Origin of the sequence: Streptomyces sp. NPDC060000 (genome assembly GCF_042737375.1) — a bacterium.
GTDB lineage: Bacteria > Actinomycetota > Actinomycetes > Streptomycetales > Streptomycetaceae > Streptomyces.
Genome location: NZ_JBHWUU010000041.1, coordinates 13883 through 31062, shown reverse-complemented (window position 1 = coordinate 31062; position 17180 = coordinate 13883). Strand labels below are relative to the sequence as shown.

Here is a 17180-nt window from a genome sequence, read left to right as displayed (position 1 = left end):
CTTGTCGTATTGCTGGTCGTACTGCACATAGCGGTAACACGGGGGCTGCTCGCGGCCCCCGTTCGCTTTTCCGGACGTACGGTACGGAGCGGCGTATCTTGATCACCATGCCGACGACCTCGTCCCTTCCCAACTCCCGCACCGAACCCGACGGTTCGGCCGTCATCCGGGTCCTCAGCTACAACATCCGTTCCATGCGGGACGACACCGACGCCCTCGCCCGGGTCATCACGGCCTGCGCCCCCGACCTGGTCCTCATCCAGGAAGCACCCCTGTTCTTCCGCTGGCGCAAGCAGCTCGCCCGTCTCGCGGCCGCCTCCGGCCAGGTGATCCTCACCGGTGGCGGCACGGCGGCCGGCCCCGCCGTCCTGTGCTCGCTGCGGGCGATCGTCGAACGCACCGAGGACGTCCTGCTGCCGCTCACCCCGGGCCAGTTCCGCCGGGGCCTGGCGACCGCCGTGGTCCGCTTCGCGGGTGCCCGGCTCGGCGTGGCCGCCTGCCACCTCGGTCTGACCGCCGCCGAGCGCTACGAGCAGGCGGGCATGCTGCTCGACCGCCTGGCCGGGATGGGCGTGACGCACGCGATCGCGGGCGGCGACATCAACGAGGGCCCCGACGGACGCACCTTCGGCCGGCTGGCCTCCGTCCTCCAGGACTGCCGCGCCACCGCCCCCTGGGGCGCCGAGTACACCTTCCCGGCCACGCATCCGAACCGCCGCATCGACGGGATCTTCGTGACGAAGGGCGTGGAGGTACTGGGCTGCGGGGTGCCGGTCGGACTCCCCGGAGTCACCGGTGCCGATCTGCGCGCGGCCACCGATCACCTGCCCGTGCTGGCCGCGCTTCGCGTGCCCGCGGCCTGAATCCCGCATCGGGAACTTCCGCCTCGAGGGCGGCCGCGGACCACCTTCCGGTCCTTGCCGCCCCCGGAATCCCCGCTGGGCCGCCCCCGGAATCCCCGCTGGGCCGTCCCCGGAATCCCCGCTGGTCAGGACCGGTCCCGGGTTCCCGGGTCCTGGCCCGTGTCCGGCCTAGACGACCGCTCCCCGCCCGGGGTCCCCGTCCTCCTCGTCGTCCGCGCGCATCCGCATCACGAGCGTGGCGAAACCGCCGAGGAGGCCGCCGATGCCGACGGTCGACAGCCACCAGGTCATCTCCCAGCCCAGCAGCACCGCGAGCAGGAGCAGCAACGGGCCGCCGATCACCCCGAGCCAGGCGAACTTGGCCGTGGTGTCCGCGGCGGGCAGCGGTGGGGGCTCCGGCGGGACGAAGTGACCCTCGTCGTCCCCGTCGAAGTCCTCCTCCGCGGGCTCGGGCGCCGGGTAGTCGCGTGGTCCGACACCGGGCGCGAAGGCGATGGAGCTGCCCAGCGGCCCGACCGGTTTCCGCTCCTCGTCGGGGTCCTTGACGGAGTTCTTCGCAGGATCCTCGGCGGGGTCCTTCGCGGGTTCCTCGGCGGCTCCCGTCCCGGACCTGTCGCCATTCGGCTCGACCTCGAGCAGCGCCAGGTCCTCGATCGACTTGAACGGCTTGGCGCCCGGCGGGTCCGTCGGCTCCTCGCCGTACCCCGCGACGATCGCCGCCCACGCGGCGTCCTCGTCGAAGGGCACGCTCTGCTCCTCCGGCTCGCGGCCCGCCCGGCCCTCCGGGCCGTCCCGCTCGTCCCGGTTCTCCCGGTCCTCACGGTCGGAGTCGTGCTCAGCCACCTACGGCCGTCCCTTCCTTGCCGACACTGGGCGCGATCCGGGCGATGAACGCGTAGCTCTCCTCGAAGATCCGGTCCGCATCGTGGTCCAACGTTGCCACGTGGTAGCTCTGTTCCAGCAGGATCTCGGTCACGTCCGTCGAGGACACCCGGCCGAGGATCCGGGCCGGGTCGGCCGACGGCACGACATGGTCCTGGACGCTGCGCAGAAGCAGCAGCGGCTGGGTGACCTGCGGCAGTTCGCCGTCGACCAGCCGCAGGAAAGTCCGCAGGGAGTGCGCCGAGTGCAGCGGCACCCGGCCGTACCCGCTCTCCAGCGCGCCCTCCTCGGCGATGTCGCCGGTGATCCCCTTCGCCGACCGGACGAGGTGGCGGACCACCGGAAGGGCGTACGCGGACAGGCCGTGCACCCTGTTCGCCGGGTTGACGACGATGACGCCGTCCACCCCCTCACCGTGTTTCGCGGCCAGTCGCAGGGCCAGCGCGCCGCCCATCGACAGACCGGCCACGAACACCCGCGCGCACCGGTCGCGCAGCGCGCGCAGCTCGCGGTCCACCCCCGCGTACCAGTCCGGCCAGCCGGTCGGGGCCAGGTCCTCCCAGCGCGTGCCGTGTCCCGGCAGCAGCGGAAGGGAGACGGTCAGGTCCTGCCCGGCCAGGTACCGGGCCCAGGGGCGCAGCGACTGCGGGGAACCGGTGAAGCCGTGACAGAGGAGCACCCCGACCTCTCCGCCCTCATGGCGGTACGGCTCGGCTCCAGGAAGGAGCGGCACCTTCGGTCTCCCGTCTTCGTCTGTTCTTCATGGGAGGGACGTGTGCTTCACCGTACGCGACCGCACTGACACCGACCAGGGCCGTCGGATCCTTTGCGGCCACTCCGGGTTAAGGTCTGAGCGACACCAACAGGAGGCACTCGCTTGTTGTACGGCGCGATGAAGGTCGCTATCGGGGGACCGCTGAAGGTCACCTTCAGGCCCTGGGTGGAAGGCCTCGAGAACATTCCCGCCGAGGGCCCCGCGATCCTGGCGAGCAACCATCTGTCCTTCTCGGACTCGTTCTTCCTGCCCGCGATCCTCGACCGCAAGGTCACCTTCATCGCGAAGGCCGAGTACTTCACCACGCCCGGCGTGAAGGGCCGGCTGACGGCGGCCTTCTTCAAGGGCGTCGGCCAGCTCCCGGTGGACCGCTCCGGCGGTCGCGGGGCCGGCGAGGCAGCGGTCCGCAGCGGTATCGAGGTACTGGAGCGGGGCGAGCTGTTCGGCATCTACCCGGAGGGCACGCGTTCGCCCGACGGCCGGCTCTACCGCGGCAAACCGGGCGGCCTCGCGCGCGTGGCGCTCGCCGCCGGCGCGCCAGTGATCCCGGTCGCGATGATCGACACCGAGAAGATCCAGCCGCCGGGGAAGGTCCTGCCGAAGGTCATGCGGCCCGGCATCCGGATCGGCGAGCCGCTGAACTTCGACCGCTACCAGGGCATGGAACACGACCGTTTCGTGCTGCGCGCCCTGACCGACGAGGTCATGTACGAGATCATGAAGCTCTCCGGCCAGGAGTACGTCGACATGTACGCGACCGCCGCCAAGCGGCAGATCGCGGAGGCGGCGAAGGCCGACAGGGAAGCGGAGAAGGCCGCGAAGGCGGCTCTCGCGCAGGCCGAGAAGGACCAGGCGAAGAAGGACATGGAGCAGTAGCCGGCCATCGCGGTAGCCGGTGATCAGTAGTCGGCGGTCGGCGGTCGGCGGTAGGCGGTCAGTAGTCGGGGCCCGGGGGCGGGGGACGGATGGCCAGGCGCGAGAGAGTCATGAGGATGTCGGTCGAGCTGCCGCTGTGGCGCGCGCTCGCCGGCTACCGGGTGCTCACCATGCTGTACGCGGTGGGGTTCTTCGCCACCGCCTACGACGGATTCGCCCGTCCCTGGGTCGCCGTCGTCTACTACTGCGTCCTGTTCGTCTGGACCCTGGCCACCCTGCCCAAGGTCGCGAACGCGGCGAGCTGCACCAAGCGCTTCCTCGCCGCCGACCTCACCGTCGCGCTCACCGGCATCATGCTCACGACCGTCGCGGACAGCCACGCACGCATCCAGTCGGGCGGCCCGACGCTGCCCTCGATATGGACCGCCGGCTCGGTGCTGGCGTTCGCCATCAAGGGCGGCTGGCGCTGGGCGGCGTTCGCGTCCACGGCGGTCGCGGTCGCCAACCTGGTCGAGCGCGGCACCCCGGCCCGCGACACCATCCACAACGTGATCCTCGTGTGGGTCGCCTCCATCGCCATCGGCTACGTCGTCGAGGTCGCCCGCGCCTCCGAGCGCACCCTCGCCCGCGCGCTGGAGATCGAGGCCGCGACCCGGGAGCGGGAGCGGCTCGCCCGGGACATCCACGACGGCGTGCTCCAGGTGCTGGCGATGGTGCAGCGGCGGGGCCTGGTCCTCGGCGGTGAGGCGGCCGAACTGGGCCGCATGGCCGGCGAGCAGGAGGTCGCGCTGCGCACCCTGGTGGCCGGCGGCCTGGTGCCCGTGTCCCGGGTGTCGCAGGACGCGGCCGAGGGTGCTTTCGTGCGGGCGGTGGAGGAGCCGGTGGACCAGGCCGGGCCGGTCGACCTGCGCGTACTGCTGGCCCCCTTCGCCGCCGCCCGCGTCAACCTCGCCGAGCCGGGTGCCCCGGTGCTGCTGCCCGGGCCCGCCGCGAAGGAGCTGGCCGCGGCGGTCGGGGCCGCCCTGGACAATGTGCGCCGGCACGCGGGAGGGGACGCCCGGGCCTGGATCCTCGTCGAGGACGAGCCCGGCGAGGTGATCGTCACCGTGCGGGACGACGGGCCCGGCATCCCCGAGGGGCGGCTCGCACAGGCCGAGGGCGAGGGGCGGCTCGGGGTCGCCCAGTCGATCCGGGGCCGGCTGCGCGACCTCGGCGGCAGCGCCGAGCTGGTCTCCACCCCGGGACAGGGCACCGAGGTCGAACTGACGGTGCCGAAGGAGAAGAAGGAGAAGAACGTGCGGCGGGGGAAGGCGGAACAGCGATGAGCAGGCAGCAGGATCCGATCAGGGTCATGGTGGTCGACGACCACCCCATGTGGCGCGACGCGGTCGCCCGGGACCTGGCCGAGGCGGGTCTCGACGTGGTCGCCACCGCGGGCGACGGCGAGCAGGCCGTGCGCCGGGCCAAGGCGGCGGTCCCCGACGTGCTGGTGCTGGACCTGAACCTGCCGGCCAAGCCCGGCGTCCAGGTCTGCAAGGAGGTCGTCGCCGCGAACCCGGCGCTGCGGGTCCTGGTGCTGTCGGCGAGCGGTGAGCACGCCGACGTACTGGAGGCGGTGAAGTCCGGCGCGACCGGCTACCTGCTGAAGTCGGCGTCCACGGAGGAGCTGCTGGACGCGGTGCGCCGTACCGCCATCGGCGACCCGGTGTTCACTCCCGGCCTGGCCGGACTGGTCCTCGGCGAGTACCGGCGGCTGGCCTCCGACCCCGGTCCCACGGCCGGCGGCGGCGACGAACCGAACGCGCCCCGGCTGACCGACCGGGAGACCGAGGTGCTGCGGCTGGTCGCCAAGGGGCTGAGCTACAAGCAGATCGCCGAACGCCTCGTCATCTCCCACCGCACGGTCCAGAACCACGTCCAGAACACGCTGGGAAAGCTCCAGCTGCACAACAGGGTGGAACTGGTCCGGTACGCGATAGAGCGCGGCCTCGACGACGAGTGAAGCGGCGGCCGGGGCGGCCAACTCCCCGGTGATCCACCGGAATTGCACCCGCCGGGGCATATCTGTGTGACCTGGATCACCATTACCGTGACCTTCGTCGGCCAACCGCGGCGAAGGGACACTTCCATGCGCGTAGGAGTACTGACCGGAGGCGGGGACTGCCCCGGCCTCAACGCCGTCATCCGGGCGGTCGTCCGCAAGGGCGTCCAGGAGTACGGCCATGAGTTCGTCGGATTCCGGGACGGCTGGCGGGGTCCCCTGGAAGGGAGGTCGATCCGCCTCGGCATCCCCTCCGTGCGCGGCATCCTGCCCCGCGGCGGCACCATCCTCGGCTCCTCGCGGACCAACCCCCTCAAGGAGGAGGACGGTGTCCGCCGCATCAAGGACACCCTTGCCCGGCAGGAGATCGGGGCCCTCGTCACCATCGGCGGCGAGGACACCCTCGGAGTCGCCGCCCGCCTCTACGGCGAGTACCAGGTGCCGTGCGTCGGCGTCCCGAAGACCATAGACAACGACCTGTCCGCCACCGACTACACCTTCGGCTTCGACACCGCCGTGGGTATCGCGACCGAGGCCATCGACCGGCTGCACACCACCGCCGAGTCCCATATGCGGGTCCTGGTCGTCGAGGTGATGGGCCGTCACGCCGGGTGGATCGCCCTGCACTCGGGCCTGGCCGGCGGCGCCAACGTCATCCTCATCCCCGAGCAGCGCTTCGACATCGAGCAGGTCTGTGCCTGGGTCACCTCCCGCTTCCGGGCGTCGTACGCCCCGATCGTGGTCGTCGCCGAGGGCGCCATGCCCAGGGACGGTGACGTGGTGCTGAAGGACGGGTCGCTGGACTCCTTCGGCCACGTCCGGCTGTCCGGCGTCGGCGAGTGGCTCGCCAAGGAGATCGAGCGCCGGACAGGGAAGGAGGCCCGTACGACGGTCCTCGGGCACGTCCAGCGCGGCGGCACACCGAGCGCCTTCGACCGCTGGCTCGCCACCCGCTTCGGCCTGCACGCCATCGACGCCGTCCACGAGGGCGACTACGGCACCATGGTCGCCCTGCGCGGCACGGACATCGTCCGCGTACCGATCGCCGAGGCCACCGCGAAACTGAAGACGGTGGATCCCGCGCTGTACACGGAGGTCGGAGTGTTCTTCGGCTGACGGACCGCTAACGGGCCGGCCGTGGCTCGGCGCTCACCCGGCCCATCAACTCACGCACCACAAAAGGCCCGTTCAGCGTCAGCACCGACTCCGGATGGAACTGGACCCCGGCGACCGCGTTCATGGGCGCGCCTTCGGCACGACCGGGCCCGCGCAGCGCGTGCACCTCGCCGTTCGCGGCCCGGCTCACCTCCACCCCGTGCGCGGCCAGCTCCCGCAGCGCCTCGTCGTCGCACCGCGCCACGAAGCTGTTGTAGAACCCCACGGTCTCCCGCCGCCCGAACAGGTCCACCGTCGTCTGCGCCCCCTGGTACGGCACCTCCTTGCGTACGACGTCCAGCCCCAGCTCCGCCGCGATCAGCTCGTGCCCGAGGCAGACCCCGAGGACGCCGTGCCGGTGCTCCCTGATCACCCGCGCTGTCAGCTCCCGCAGCGACCGCATCTTCGGATCGGTCGGATCGGACGGGTCACCGGGGCCCGGGCCCAGTACGACAGGCCCCTCGTGCGCGAGCACCGCCGCCGTCAGCCCGGGCTCGTCGTACCGCCGCACGCTCACCTCCAGACCGATCGACCGCAGCACATGCGCGAGCATCGCGGTGAAGGTGTCCTCGCCGTCGACGACCAGCGCGTGCCCGGTCAGCTCCCGCTTCGGCTCCTGCATCCGCAGCCAGAACGGCGCCAGCGAGGCCCGCCGCCCGTCCAGCGCCGCCCGCACCCGGGGATCGTCGGCCAGCCGGGGCCGCGTGCCCTCCGTGCGGGACCTGCCCGGCCGTACACCGAGCGCGGCCAGCACACCCGCCGCCTTCGCGTGCGTCTCCGCCACCTCACCGGCCGGATCCGACCCCCGTACGAGCGTGGCGCCGACCGGCACCCGCAGCCGCCCGGCCGCGTCGATGTCGGCCGTGCGGATGAGAATGGGGGAGTCGAGGGTCTGCGCGCCGCCCGAGTCCCTGCCCAGAAGTGCCAGCGCACCGGCGTAGTACCCGCGCCCACCGGCCTCGTGCCGCTCGATGACCCGGCACGCGTTCTGCACGGGCGAGCCGGTGACGGTCGCCGCGAACATGGTCTCCCTCAGGACCTCCCGCACGTCCAGCGAGGACCTGCCGCGCAGCTCGTACTCCGTGTGCGCGAGATGCGCCATCTCCTTCAGCCTGGGTCCGATCACCACCCCGCCCATATCGCCGACGGTGCACATCATCTTGAGCTCCTCGTCGACGACCATCGACAGCTCCTCGATCTCCTTGCCGTCGGCGAGGAAGTCCAGCAGCCGCTCGGGCGTCGGGCCCTCCGCCGGATACCGGTACGTCCCGCTGATCGGGTTCATCACGACCGTGCCGCCGGACATCCGCACGTGCACCTCCGGGCTGGCGCCCACCAGCGTCCGGTCCCCGGTGTGCACGACGAACGTCCAGTAGGCGCCCCGCTCGCCTTCGAGCAGCCGCCGGAACAGGGCCAGCGCGTCGGCCCGGCCGAACCCCGCGATCCGCCCCTCGTACGTCCGCCGGATCACGAAGTTGGCGCCCTCGCCGCGCCCGATCTCGTCCCGCAGCACCCGTCCGACGATCTCCGCGTACCGCTCGTCGGCCACGTCGAAGCCACCGTCCTCGACGCGCACGTCGTGGGCGGGGAGCTGGGCGAGGGCGTCCGCCAGAGGCAGGACGTGCGTCTCCTCGGGCACCAGCGCCGCCAGCGGGGTGCCGTCGTCGCGGACGTCGAAGCCGCGCTCGCGGATCTGCCGGAAGGGCACGAGCGCCAGGCCCTCCTCGGGAAGGTCGGCGAGCCGGTCGTACGTACCGACCGGGCCGACCAGCACCTCCACCGTGTCCGCGTCATGGCCGGGGGTGCGGCGGCGCAGCAGGGCGAACGGGCGGTCGTCGTGGAGCAGCCGTGCCAGGTCCATGGGGTTCCTCTTCCGTCGATCTCGATCTCGATGGCGATGCCGACAGACGTCGATATCGGTGAGGAACGGCCCCGGACACGCCGAAGGCCGCCCCTCGGGGCGGCCTTCGCGAAGTCCTGCGTACGCGCAGTTCAGTGGGCCGCCTGGGGAGCGGTCCACCACCAGTTCTGGGTCGAAAGCGCGAACATGCGACGCACCCTATCCCACGCGCACCTGAGCGGGAGGGCGTCTCACCTGTCGAGCCGGGCGAAAACGACTCGACACGACCCCGTAATGTTGAGGGCGTGACCGTGAACGCTAAGACCAGCGCGAGCGCTGGCAACACCTGGCGAGACCTGCCCGCGGCGCAGCAGCCCGAGTACCCCGACCCCGAGGCTCTGCGCGCAGTGATCGCGGACCTCGAGTCGTATCCGCCGCTCGTCTTCGCGGGCGAGTGCGACCAGCTGCGCGCCCGGATGGCGGCCGTCGCCAAGGGAGAGGCGTTCCTGCTCCAGGGCGGCGACTGCGCCGAGGCCTTCGACGGCGTGTCCGCAGATCACATCCGCAACAAGCTCAAGACGCTGCTCCAGATGGGCGCCGTGCTGACGTACGCGGCCTCCGTGCCGGTCGTCAAGGTCGGCCGGATCGCCGGCCAGTACTCCAAGCCGCGCTCCAAGGGCACCGAGACCCGCGACGGCGTGACCCTGCCGACGTACCGCGGCGACTCGGTCAACGGCTTCGACTTCGACGAGAAGTCCCGCATCCCGGACCCCGAGCGGCTGAAGCGGATGTACAACGCCTCCGCCTCGACGCTCAACCTGGTGCGCGCCTTCACCACCGGCGGCTACGCCGACCTGCGCCAGGTGCACGCCTGGAACCAGGACTTCGTGAAGTCGTCCCCGTCCGGCCAGCGCTACGAGCAGCTCGCGCGTGAGATCGACCAGGCGCTGAACTTCATGCACGCCTGCGGGACCGACCCGGAAGAGTTCAAGACGGTCGAGTTCTTCTCCTCGCACGAGGCGCTGCTGCTCGACTACGAGTCCGCCCTGACCAGGGTCGACTCCCGCACCGGGCGGCTGTACGACGTCTCGGCGCACATGGTGTGGATCGGTGAGCGCACCCGGCAGCTGGACCACGCGCACATCGAGTTCGCCTCGAAGATCCGCAACCCGATCGGCATCAAGCTCGGCCCGACGACCACGGCCGAGGAGGCGCTGAAGTACATCGAGCGCCTCGACCCGGACCGCGAGCCGGGCCGGCTGACCTTCATCGTCCGCATGGGCGCCGACAAGGTCCGCGACAAGCTGCCCGAGCTGGTCGAGAAGGTCAGCGCCTCGGGCGCGACCGTCGCCTGGATCACCGACCCGATGCACGGCAACACCTACGAGGCGGCCTCGGGTCACAAGACCCGCCGGTTCGACGACGTGCTCGACGAGGTCAAGGGCTTCTTCGAGGTCCACAAGGGCCTCGGCACGCACCCGGGCGGCATCCATGTGGAGCTGACCGGCGACGATGTCACCGAGTGCGTGGGCGGCGGTGACGAGATCTTCGTCGACGACCTCCACCAGCGCTACGAGACGGCCTGCGACCCCCGCCTGAACCGGAGCCAGTCCCTGGACCTGGCCTTCCTGGTCGCGGAGATGTACCGGGACCAGTAGAGACGTAGGTCATGAAGTGGGGCGCGGATCACATACGATCCGCGCCCCACTCCACTTTTGTCGTCACCGAGTGCCGGGTAAGGTTAGGTTAGCCTTATTGATCTCGGCGGGAGGTGGATCCGCGTGTTCGTCTGCAGCTGCTTCGGTGTGACCGAGGCGCAGGTCCAGCAGCACGCGGAGAGCGGCGCCTGCACACCCCGCCAGATAGCCTCCGCCTGCAAGGCGGGCACGGACTGCGGCTCGTGCGTCCGTCGCATCCAGGCGATCCTCGGCCGGGGCACCCTTCCCCGGCGCGACCGCGCCGACCAGGGCAGGCTGGTGGCGGCCGACACCGAGGTGCTCGAAGAAGCCGCCTGAGCCCGACCGCGCCCGGTTCCTGCCGGGTGTCAGCTCTCCGGCTGCTCGATCAGCTGTGCGAGATACAGCGGCTCGCCGAGCTTCTCCACCAGGTCCAGCTGTGTGTCGAGGTAGTCGATGTGGTGCTCCTCGTCCGCGAGGATCGACTCGAAGATGTTCGCGGACGTGACGTCACCCTTCTCGCGCATCACCTTGATCCCGCGCTTCAGCCGGTCGATCGCCTCGACCTCGACCTGCCGGTCGGCCTCGAACATCTCCTTGACCGTCTGTCCGACGCGCACGTGGAACAGCCGCTGGTAGTTCGGCAGCCCCTCCAGGAACAGGATCCGGTCGGTGAGCACCTCGGCGTGCTTCATCTCGTCGAACGACTCGTGCCGCGTGTACTTGGCGAGCTTCGTCCAGCCGAAGTTCTCCTGCATCTTGGCGTGGAGGAAGTACTGGTTGATCGCGGTGAGCTCGCCGGTGAGCTGCTCGTTGAGGAACTCGATGACCTCGGGGTCGCCCTGCATCGCAGAGGCTCCTTCCACGTGGGGGATCGGGGTGGGGAATCGGGGAGGTTGCCGCCGCATGATTGCATCGGCGTCGAAGATCGTCCAGTAAGTGCGTACTTAGTAAGTTAGTGCATGCTTGGTAGCAGTTGCCCGATTCGGGATATGCCCGGTCATGGCTGGTCATGTGCACCGTCCAGGGTCTGTCAGGATGGAGACATGGGGCATCCGGTGGAGCGCGAATCTGGGGAAGAAGCAGTGTCCGAGCTTCCGCCGGGACAGCGACTCCAGCGGGGCTGGCCGGTCACGCACTACGGTCCGGTCCCCAGGTTCCGGCCCGAACGCTGGGAGTTCCGGGTCTTCGGCGCCACCGCCGACGGTGAGAAGCGCTGCTGGAACCACGACGAGTTCACCGCCCTCCCGTACGCGTCCGTCGTGGCCGATCTGCACTGTGTGACGAAGTTCAGCATGCTCGGCGCCGAGTGGGGCGGGGTCCCGGCCCGCACGATCCTGCGGAGCGCACCGCCCGCCCCGAACGTCACCCATGTGATGGTGTGGGCCGAGTACGGGTTCAGCTCGAACCTGCGCCTGTCCGACTTCGCCTCCGAGCGCACGATCTTCGCCACCCACAAGGACGGCGAGCTGCTCACCGCCGAACACGGCTTCCCGCTGCGGCTGGTCGTTCCGCACCTCTACGCCTGGAAGGGCCCGAAGTGGGTCCGCGGCGTCGAGTACATGACCGCCGACCGCCGCGGCTTCTGGGAGGAGCGCGGGTACCACAACCTCGGCGACCCCTGGAAGGAACAGCGCTACTCGTACCAGGAGGGCCCGGGGGACGGGCCGGAACTCTGACGTCCGCGGTACGGCGTCAGCAGTCCCGGAGTTTCTTCAGCCGCTCCACGTCCGCCGCGTGTCCCTCTTTACCGCCGGGCGTCTCGATGATCAGCGGTACGCCCGCGGTGGCCGGGTGCGTCATCAGCTCCCGGAACGGGTCCTCGCCGATGTGGCCGGCGCCGATGTTCTCGTGCCGGTCCTTGTGGGCGCCGGACACGTCCTTGGAGTCGTTGGCGTGGACGAGCTTCAGCCGGCCCTCGCCGACCGTGTCCACCAGCAGGTCGAGGGTCCGGTGCATCCCGGCCGGGCCGGTCAGATCGTGCCCGGCCGCGAAGATGTGACAGGTGTCGAGGCAGACGCCCAGCTTGGGATGGGCGTCCAGCGCCTCGAAGTACGGCCCGAAGTCCCAGGTCCGGGAGCAGAGCGAGGAGCCCTGCCCGGCGGTGGACTCGAGCAGCAGGAACGGGTCGTCGTCGTGGGTCAGCTCGTCCAGCAGCGGAAGCAGGTACTCACGCACCTGCTTCAGCGCCACGGACCGGTCCCGGCCGCCCGTCGCGCTCCCCGTGTGCACGACCACCCCGAGCGCGCCGATCTCCCGCCCGCGACGCAGCGAGTGCCGCATCGACTCCACCGACCTCTCGGCCGTCGCCTCGGTGTGCGAGCCGAAGTTGATCAGGTACGGCGCGTGCACGTACGCCGGGACCGACCGTGCCGCGCACGCCTCCCGGAAGGCCTCGTCCTGCCGCGGATTGCCGACCGGAGTGGCCCAGCCACGCGGATTGGCGACGAACACCTGGACCGTCTCGGCCCCGAGGTCGTGCGCGTAGGACATGCCCACGTCGTGCAGACCGCCGGCCACGGGGACATGACCGCCGATGGGGTTGCGGGAGGGGAAGGGGGATCCGGAACTCACCCGTTCAGGGTGTCATGCCCCCGGACCCCTCCGGTCACCGGATGGTGATCGTGATCGTCGACCCCTTGGGCGCCGACTCGCCGCCCTCCACGGACTGCTTCTTCACGGTGTCGCCGAACAGCCCGAGCAGCCCCCGGTCCTCCTTGACCTCGAACCCGGACTGCTCCAGGAGCGATTTGGCGTCGTCGACGCTCGCGCCGACCACGTCCGGGACCTCGACCATCTGCGGACCCTTGGACAGCGTCAGCGTCACCGTGTCGCCGTCGGCGGCCTCGCTGTCCGCCGCCGGGGTCTGTGCCGCGACCTGGCCCTTGTCGAACTCGGAGTTGATCTGTCCGGGGGCGATCTTCACCTTCAGGCCGGCCTCCTCGAGCTCGGCCCTGGCATCGGCCGGGTCCTCGCCGGTGACGTCCGGGACGTCGACCGGGCTGCCCTTGCTGACCACGATCGAGACCGCGGTGCCCGCCCGGCGCTTCGTGCCCGCCGCCGGGTCGGTGCTGATCACGAAGCCCTTGATGACGTCCTCGCTGAACGCCTTGTCGACCAGCCCCGGCTCCAGACCGTCCGCCTTCAGCAGCTCTTCGGCCTTGTCCAGCCGGGAGCCCTTCACATCCGGCACCTTCACGATCTCCGGGCCGTCGGAGACGGTGAGCGTCACGGAGTCGTGCTTGCGGATCCGGGCGCCCGGCTCGGGGTCGGTGTCCATGACGGTGCCGCGTCTCACCGTGTCGCTGTGCTCGTGCTCGACCTTGCCGACCTTGAGCCCGGCGGCCTCGAGCCGCGTTTTGGCCTGCGCCTCCTTCTGCGTCAGCACCGCCGGGACCTTGGTGAACTGGCCGGAGTTGATGTACCAGACCCCGGCGCCCACACCGAGCACCAGCAGGACGACCGTGACGAGCGCGAGCACGCCGCGCCGGGGCCGTACGGAACGGCGCCGGGGCGGCAGGGGCGGCGGGCTCTGGAACCGCGAGGTGCGGTTGAGCGGGTCCTCGGCGCCGTCGGGGTCGTCCTCGTCGACGGGCAGCGGCCGCGATGGGGGTCCCCCCGCGCGAGCGAAGCCGAGCGCGGGGGAGGTGAGCGAGCGCGGGATCACACTCGTCCGGTCCTCGGCGTTGTGGTGCGCGGCGGAGACGGCCTGCGGAGGCAGCGCGTCCAGCTGCTCCTCGCTGAGCGCGGCGCGCGCCTCCAGCGTCTGTCCGAGCAGCGCGACGGCGTCGTACGCCCGTGCCTCGGGATCGCGGACGGTGGCCGACGCGACGAGCTCGTCCAGTGCGAACGGCAACCCGGGCACCAGGGCCGACGGCGGCGGGACGTCCTCGTGCAGGTGCTTGTAGAGCACGATCGCGGGGGAGTCCCCGTCGTGGGGTTTCTCACCCGTGAGCATCTCGTGGAGGACCACCCCGCACGCGTACACGTCGACGCGGGGGTCGGCGGCACCTGGCTGCTCGATCTGCTCGGGGGCGAGATAGGCGACGGTGCCGAGCACGGCACCCGTGGTGCTGGTCACCGTGTCGACGGACCGCACCAGTCCGAAATCAGCGACCTTGACCCGCCCGTCATCGCCTATCAGCACGTTCTCGGGCTTCATGTCCCGGTGCACGAACCCGGCCCGGTGCGCGGCGCCGAGCGCGGCCAGCACGGGCTCCAGGATGTCGAGCGCGGCGCGCGGCTGAAGCGCCCCGCGCTCGCGGAGCACATCGCGCAGCGTGCATCCGGCGATGTACTCCATGGCCAGATAGACGTACGACCCGTCGGCGCCCTGGTCGAACACCTGGACGACATTCGGGTGGGCGAGCCGGGCGACCGACTTCGCCTCCCGGATGAACCGCTCGACGAACGCCCCGTCGGCGGCGAGCGCCGGGTGCATCACCTTGAGCGCGAGCACGCGGTCCAGGCGGGTGTCCACGGCCCGGTAGACCGTGGCCATCCCGCCGACCGCGATCCGCGCCTCTACGCGATACCGGCCGTCGAGCAGCTGCCCGACCAGAGGGTCCTGAAGGGTCGTGTCCACGCAGGTGAGTGTACGAGCCGCCGCTGACACCTCCGCCGGTTCCACCGCGATCGCAGCGCTACTGGAGCCGACCTGTGACGCAACCCACCGGCCGGGCGACGCCCGTCTCCGAAGACCGGACGGTAGCCGCACGGGGGTCAGAAAGCGGGGCGCTCGGGGTCCAGCACCGCCCGGCCCTCCACGGGAGAGGACGCCTCGGCGAAGTACCGGGGCGGGATCCGGCCGGCCAGCCGGGCCAGTCTTCCCGCCTCGACGCCGGCCCGCATGGCCGACGCCATCCGCTCGGGATCGCGCGCCCGCGTGACCGCCGACGCCAGCATCACTCCCGCGCACCCCAGCTCCATGGCCAGCGCCACATCCGACGCCGTACCGGCCCCCGCGTCCAGGATCACCGGCACACGCGCGTGCTCGACGATCAGCCGGAAGTTGTGCGGGTTGCGGATCCCCAGGCCGGAGCCGATCGGAGAGCCCAGCGGCATCACCGCCGCGCACCCCACGTCCTCCAGTTTCCTGGCCAGCACCGGATCGTCGTTGGTGTACGGGAGCACCGTGAATCCGTCGTCCACCAGCGTCTCCGCCGCGTCCAGCAGCTCGATCGGGTCCGGCAGCAGCGTGCGCTCGTCGGCGACGACCTCCAGCTTGACCAGAGCGGTGCCCAGCGCCTCCCGGGCCAGCCGCGCCGTCAGCACGGCCTCCCCGGCGGTGAAACACCCCGCCGTGTTCGGCAGTACCCGGATACCGAGCCGCTCCAGCACCGACAGCACGGAACCGTGCACCGAGGGGTCCACCCGCCGCATGGCGACCGTCGTCAGTTCGGTGCCGGACGCCACCAGGGCCCGCTCCAGCACGTCCAGGCTGGGCGCACCCCCCGTACCCATGATCAGACGGGACGAGAAGGACATGCCCGCGAGGAGGAAGGTGTCGTCGGCCATGACTTGGCTCAGCCTCCCTGGACCGCGGTGAGGACTTCCACCCGGTCACCGTCGCGCAGAGCCGTCGACGGCCACTGCGCGCGCGGGACGACGGTTTCGTTGAGCGCGGCGGCCACCCCGGAGGGCGCCGCCGTCAGGGACCGTACGACGCTGTCGAGAGCCGTACCGGGAGGGAACTCCCGCCGCTCCCCGTTCACCGAGACGTGCAAGCGGGCGTTCATGCGGACGTTCATGCGGACTGCTCCGAGAGTACGGCGGCGCCGAAGCGCCGGGGCGTGAAGGGACGGGCCTCGTCCGGGAGTTCCCCGGTGGCCAGGACATGCGCCATCGCGTCACCCGTCACCGGCGTCAGCAGCACGCCGTTGCGGTAGTGACCGGTGGCCAGCAGCAACCCCGGCAGCGCCGTCGGCCCGAGCAGCGGCGCGTTGTCCGGGGACCCGGGCCGCAGCCCCGCGCGCGTCTCCGTGAGGGGCAGCTCGGTGATGCCCGGGATCAGCTCATGGGCGTCGCGCAGCAGCTCGTACACGCCCCCCGCCGTCACCGTGGTGTCCCAGCCCAGCTCCTCGCTGGTCGCGCCCACCACCAGCTCGCCGTTCTCCCTGGGGACCAGGTAGACCTGGCTGCCGCGCACCACGGCCCGCACGGTCCGGCTCAGGAAGGGCGCGTAGCGCGGTGGCACGGTCAGCCGCAGCACCTGGCCCTTCACCGGCCGTACGGGAGGCAGCACGTCCCGCGGCACCCCCGCGAGCCGCCCGCTCAGGCTGCCACCGGCGAGCACCACCTGCCCCGCCTCCAGCGCCGTACCGTCCCGTGTGACGACCCCCGCGGCCCGCTCGCCCACCACGGACAGGCGTTCGGCCCACACACGGTGGAAGACCACCCCGGCCCGCTCGCACGCGGCCACCAGCGCCCCGGTCAGCCGCCGCGGGTCGATCTGGTGGTCGCCGTCCACCCGCAGACCGCCGCGCACCCCTGGCGCGAGCAGCGGCTCGAGGCGCCGGCACTCCCGACCGGACAGCCACTCCGACTCCAGTCCCGACTGCTGCTGCAGGGCGTGCAGTTCGCGCAGATGGGCGCGGTCGTCGGAGTCCAGCGCGACCGCGAGCGTGCCGCAGCGCCGGTAGCCGAGGCCGTGTCCGGTCAGCTCCGTCAGCTCGGCCGCGAAGTCCGGATAGCGGCGGGCGGAGGCCAGATTGAGGCCGAGCAGACCCTGCTCGCCGTGGTGCAGTTCCGTGACGGCGGCCAGCATCCCGGCCGCCACCTGGGCTGCCCCGCCGCCCGGCGCCGGGTCGGCCACCGCCGTGGCGAAGCCGCGCTGCGCGGCCCGCCAGGCCGTGACCAGGCCGATGATCCCGCCCCCGATGACGAGGACGTCTGACGTACGCGGAGACGACATGGGCGTCCAGCCCCTCCCTTCGCCGGCATGACCCGGATCAGGTTCGTACGGTCGGAGGCCGCCAGCCTCCCTCTCAGCCCGGTGCGTCCGGACTCCCGCGAGTGCTCTACGTTGGCCACCCTAGCCGGACGCCGCGCACCTCGGTAAGGGAGCCTTTGC

Annotated in this window: 18 protein-coding genes and 1 riboswitch; of the genes, 8 read left to right on the top strand and 10 right to left on the bottom strand. The window is 71.3% G+C overall.

Annotated features, from left to right (window positions below; all coding sequences use genetic code 11):
- Positions 1 to 107 precede the first annotated feature (107 nt).
- Positions 108 to 863 (top strand): endonuclease/exonuclease/phosphatase family protein, encoded by a 756-nt coding sequence (locus tag ACFWBB_RS21945; protein WP_385274929.1) that lies wholly within the window; start codon positions 108 to 110, stop codon positions 861 to 863.
- A 168-nt stretch (positions 864 to 1031) separates the two neighbouring features.
- Here ACFWBB_RS21945 and ACFWBB_RS21940 read toward each other — a convergent pair whose 3' ends face one another.
- Entirely contained in the window at positions 1032 to 1706 is a 675-nt protein-coding gene (locus ACFWBB_RS21940) for a hypothetical protein (RefSeq protein ID WP_385274926.1), read from the bottom strand.
- Positions 1699 to 2478, bottom strand: a complete 780-nt coding sequence (locus tag ACFWBB_RS21935) for an alpha/beta hydrolase (RefSeq protein WP_385274923.1) — start codon at positions 2476 to 2478, stop codon at positions 1699 to 1701. Before ACFWBB_RS21935 ends, ACFWBB_RS21940 begins: the two co-directional genes overlap by 8 nt.
- A 159-nt stretch (positions 2479 to 2637) precedes the next feature.
- Here ACFWBB_RS21935 and ACFWBB_RS21930 point away from each other — a divergent pair, with 159 nt between their 5' ends.
- From ACFWBB_RS21930 to ACFWBB_RS21915, 4 genes are all read left to right on the top strand, one after another.
- Positions 2638 to 3396: a lysophospholipid acyltransferase family protein gene (locus ACFWBB_RS21930; RefSeq protein WP_385274920.1), complete on the top strand. Its 759-nt coding sequence runs from the start codon at positions 2638 to 2640 to the stop codon at positions 3394 to 3396.
- Positions 3397 to 3485: 89 nt separating this feature from the next.
- A complete protein-coding gene (gene macS, locus ACFWBB_RS21925; protein WP_385274917.1) occupies positions 3486 to 4721 on the top strand; it encodes a MacS family sensor histidine kinase in 1236 nt (411 codons plus the stop codon).
- A complete protein-coding gene (locus ACFWBB_RS21920) occupies positions 4718 to 5398 on the top strand; it encodes a response regulator (RefSeq protein ID WP_385274914.1) in 681 nt (226 codons plus the stop codon). The genes macS and ACFWBB_RS21920 overlap by 4 nt, the downstream gene beginning before the upstream one ends.
- Positions 5399 to 5524: 126 nt before the next feature.
- Positions 5525 to 6553 carry a 6-phosphofructokinase gene (locus ACFWBB_RS21915; RefSeq protein WP_385274911.1) on the top strand — a complete coding sequence of 343 codons (1029 nt, stop codon included), beginning with the start codon at positions 5525 to 5527 and terminating at the stop codon, positions 6551 to 6553.
- Between the two features lie 7 nt (positions 6554 to 6560).
- On the opposite strand, the gene ACFWBB_RS21910 is transcribed toward ACFWBB_RS21915, so the two are convergent.
- The gene (locus ACFWBB_RS21910) at positions 6561 to 8453 is read right to left on the bottom strand and encodes an anthranilate synthase family protein (RefSeq protein ID WP_385274909.1); all 1893 of its coding nucleotides are present in this window, start codon (positions 8451 to 8453) and stop codon (positions 6561 to 6563) included.
- 131 nt (positions 8454 to 8584) lie between these two features.
- Entirely contained in the window at positions 8585 to 8641 is a 57-nt protein-coding gene (locus tag ACFWBB_RS21905; protein WP_385275053.1) for a trp operon leader peptide, read from the bottom strand.
- A gap of 96 nt (positions 8642 to 8737) precedes the next feature.
- Here ACFWBB_RS21905 and ACFWBB_RS21900 point away from each other — a divergent pair, with 96 nt between their 5' ends.
- Positions 8738 to 10090 (top strand): class II 3-deoxy-7-phosphoheptulonate synthase, encoded by a 1353-nt coding sequence (locus tag ACFWBB_RS21900; RefSeq protein WP_385274906.1) that lies wholly within the window; start codon positions 8738 to 8740, stop codon positions 10088 to 10090.
- 123 nt (positions 10091 to 10213) lie between these two features.
- Entirely contained in the window at positions 10214 to 10447 is a 234-nt protein-coding gene (locus ACFWBB_RS21895; RefSeq protein ID WP_385274903.1) for a bacterioferritin-associated ferredoxin, read from the top strand.
- Between the two features lie 29 nt (positions 10448 to 10476).
- Here the strand turns inward: ACFWBB_RS21895 and bfr are convergent, their stop codons facing one another.
- A complete protein-coding gene (bfr, locus tag ACFWBB_RS21890; RefSeq protein WP_385274900.1) occupies positions 10477 to 10956 on the bottom strand; it encodes a bacterioferritin in 480 nt (159 codons plus the stop codon).
- Positions 10957 to 11154: 198 nt separating this feature from the next.
- Between bfr and ACFWBB_RS21885 the strand changes: the two genes are divergently transcribed.
- A complete protein-coding gene (locus tag ACFWBB_RS21885) occupies positions 11155 to 11787 on the top strand; it encodes a sulfite oxidase-like oxidoreductase (RefSeq protein ID WP_385274897.1) in 633 nt (210 codons plus the stop codon).
- Between the two features lie 16 nt (positions 11788 to 11803).
- Here the strand turns inward: ACFWBB_RS21885 and ACFWBB_RS21880 are convergent, their stop codons facing one another.
- The 5 genes from ACFWBB_RS21880 to thiO form a co-directional block, all read right to left on the bottom strand.
- Complete coding sequence (locus tag ACFWBB_RS21880; protein ID WP_385274894.1) at positions 11804 to 12682, bottom strand: deoxyribonuclease IV; 879 nt, start codon at positions 12680 to 12682, stop codon at positions 11804 to 11806.
- A gap of 34 nt (positions 12683 to 12716) precedes the next feature.
- Positions 12717 to 14693, bottom strand: a complete 1977-nt coding sequence (pknB, locus tag ACFWBB_RS21875; protein WP_385274891.1) for a Stk1 family PASTA domain-containing Ser/Thr kinase — start codon at positions 14691 to 14693, stop codon at positions 12717 to 12719.
- A gap of 137 nt (positions 14694 to 14830) precedes the next feature.
- Positions 14831 to 15625 (bottom strand): thiazole synthase, encoded by a 795-nt coding sequence (locus tag ACFWBB_RS21870; protein ID WP_385274887.1) that lies wholly within the window; start codon positions 15623 to 15625, stop codon positions 14831 to 14833.
- An 8-nt stretch (positions 15626 to 15633) separates the two neighbouring features.
- Positions 15634 to 15846 (bottom strand): sulfur carrier protein ThiS, encoded by a 213-nt coding sequence (gene thiS, locus ACFWBB_RS21865; protein ID WP_385274884.1) that lies wholly within the window; start codon positions 15844 to 15846, stop codon positions 15634 to 15636.
- A gap of 8 nt (positions 15847 to 15854) precedes the next feature.
- Positions 15855 to 17021 (bottom strand): glycine oxidase ThiO, encoded by a 1167-nt coding sequence (thiO, locus tag ACFWBB_RS21860; RefSeq protein WP_385274881.1) that lies wholly within the window; start codon positions 17019 to 17021, stop codon positions 15855 to 15857.
- Positions 17019 to 17130, bottom strand: a riboswitch (TPP riboswitch). (Overlaps the previous gene by 3 nt.)
- Positions 17131 to 17180: the final 50 nt, after the last annotated feature.

Coding starts and splice junctions, on each gene's coding strand:
- ACFWBB_RS21930 (WP_385274920.1), top strand. CDS start 2,638: ATGAAGGTCGCTATCGGGGGACCGCTGAAGGTCACCTTCAGGCCCTGG.
- macS (WP_385274917.1), top strand. CDS start 3,486: ATGGCCAGGCGCGAGAGAGTCATGAGGATGTCGGTCGAGCTGCCGCTG.
- ACFWBB_RS21885 (WP_385274897.1), top strand. CDS start 11,155: ATGGGGCATCCGGTGGAGCGCGAATCTGGGGAAGAAGCAGTGTCCGAG.
- thiO (WP_385274881.1), bottom strand. CDS start 17,021: ATGTCGTCTCCGCGTACGTCAGACGTCCTCGTCATCGGGGGCGGGATC.
- ACFWBB_RS21910 (WP_385274909.1), bottom strand. CDS start 8,453: ATGGACCTGGCACGGCTGCTCCACGACGACCGCCCGTTCGCCCTGCTG.
- bfr (WP_385274900.1), bottom strand. CDS start 10,956: ATGCAGGGCGACCCCGAGGTCATCGAGTTCCTCAACGAGCAGCTCACC.
- ACFWBB_RS21920 (WP_385274914.1), top strand. CDS start 4,718: ATGAGCAGGCAGCAGGATCCGATCAGGGTCATGGTGGTCGACGACCAC.
- ACFWBB_RS21915 (WP_385274911.1), top strand. CDS start 5,525: ATGCGCGTAGGAGTACTGACCGGAGGCGGGGACTGCCCCGGCCTCAAC.
- ACFWBB_RS21870 (WP_385274887.1), bottom strand. CDS start 15,625: ATGGCCGACGACACCTTCCTCCTCGCGGGCATGTCCTTCTCGTCCCGT.
- ACFWBB_RS21945 (WP_385274929.1), top strand. CDS start 108: ATGCCGACGACCTCGTCCCTTCCCAACTCCCGCACCGAACCCGACGGT.
- thiS (WP_385274884.1), bottom strand. CDS start 15,846: ATGAACGCCCGCTTGCACGTCTCGGTGAACGGGGAGCGGCGGGAGTTC.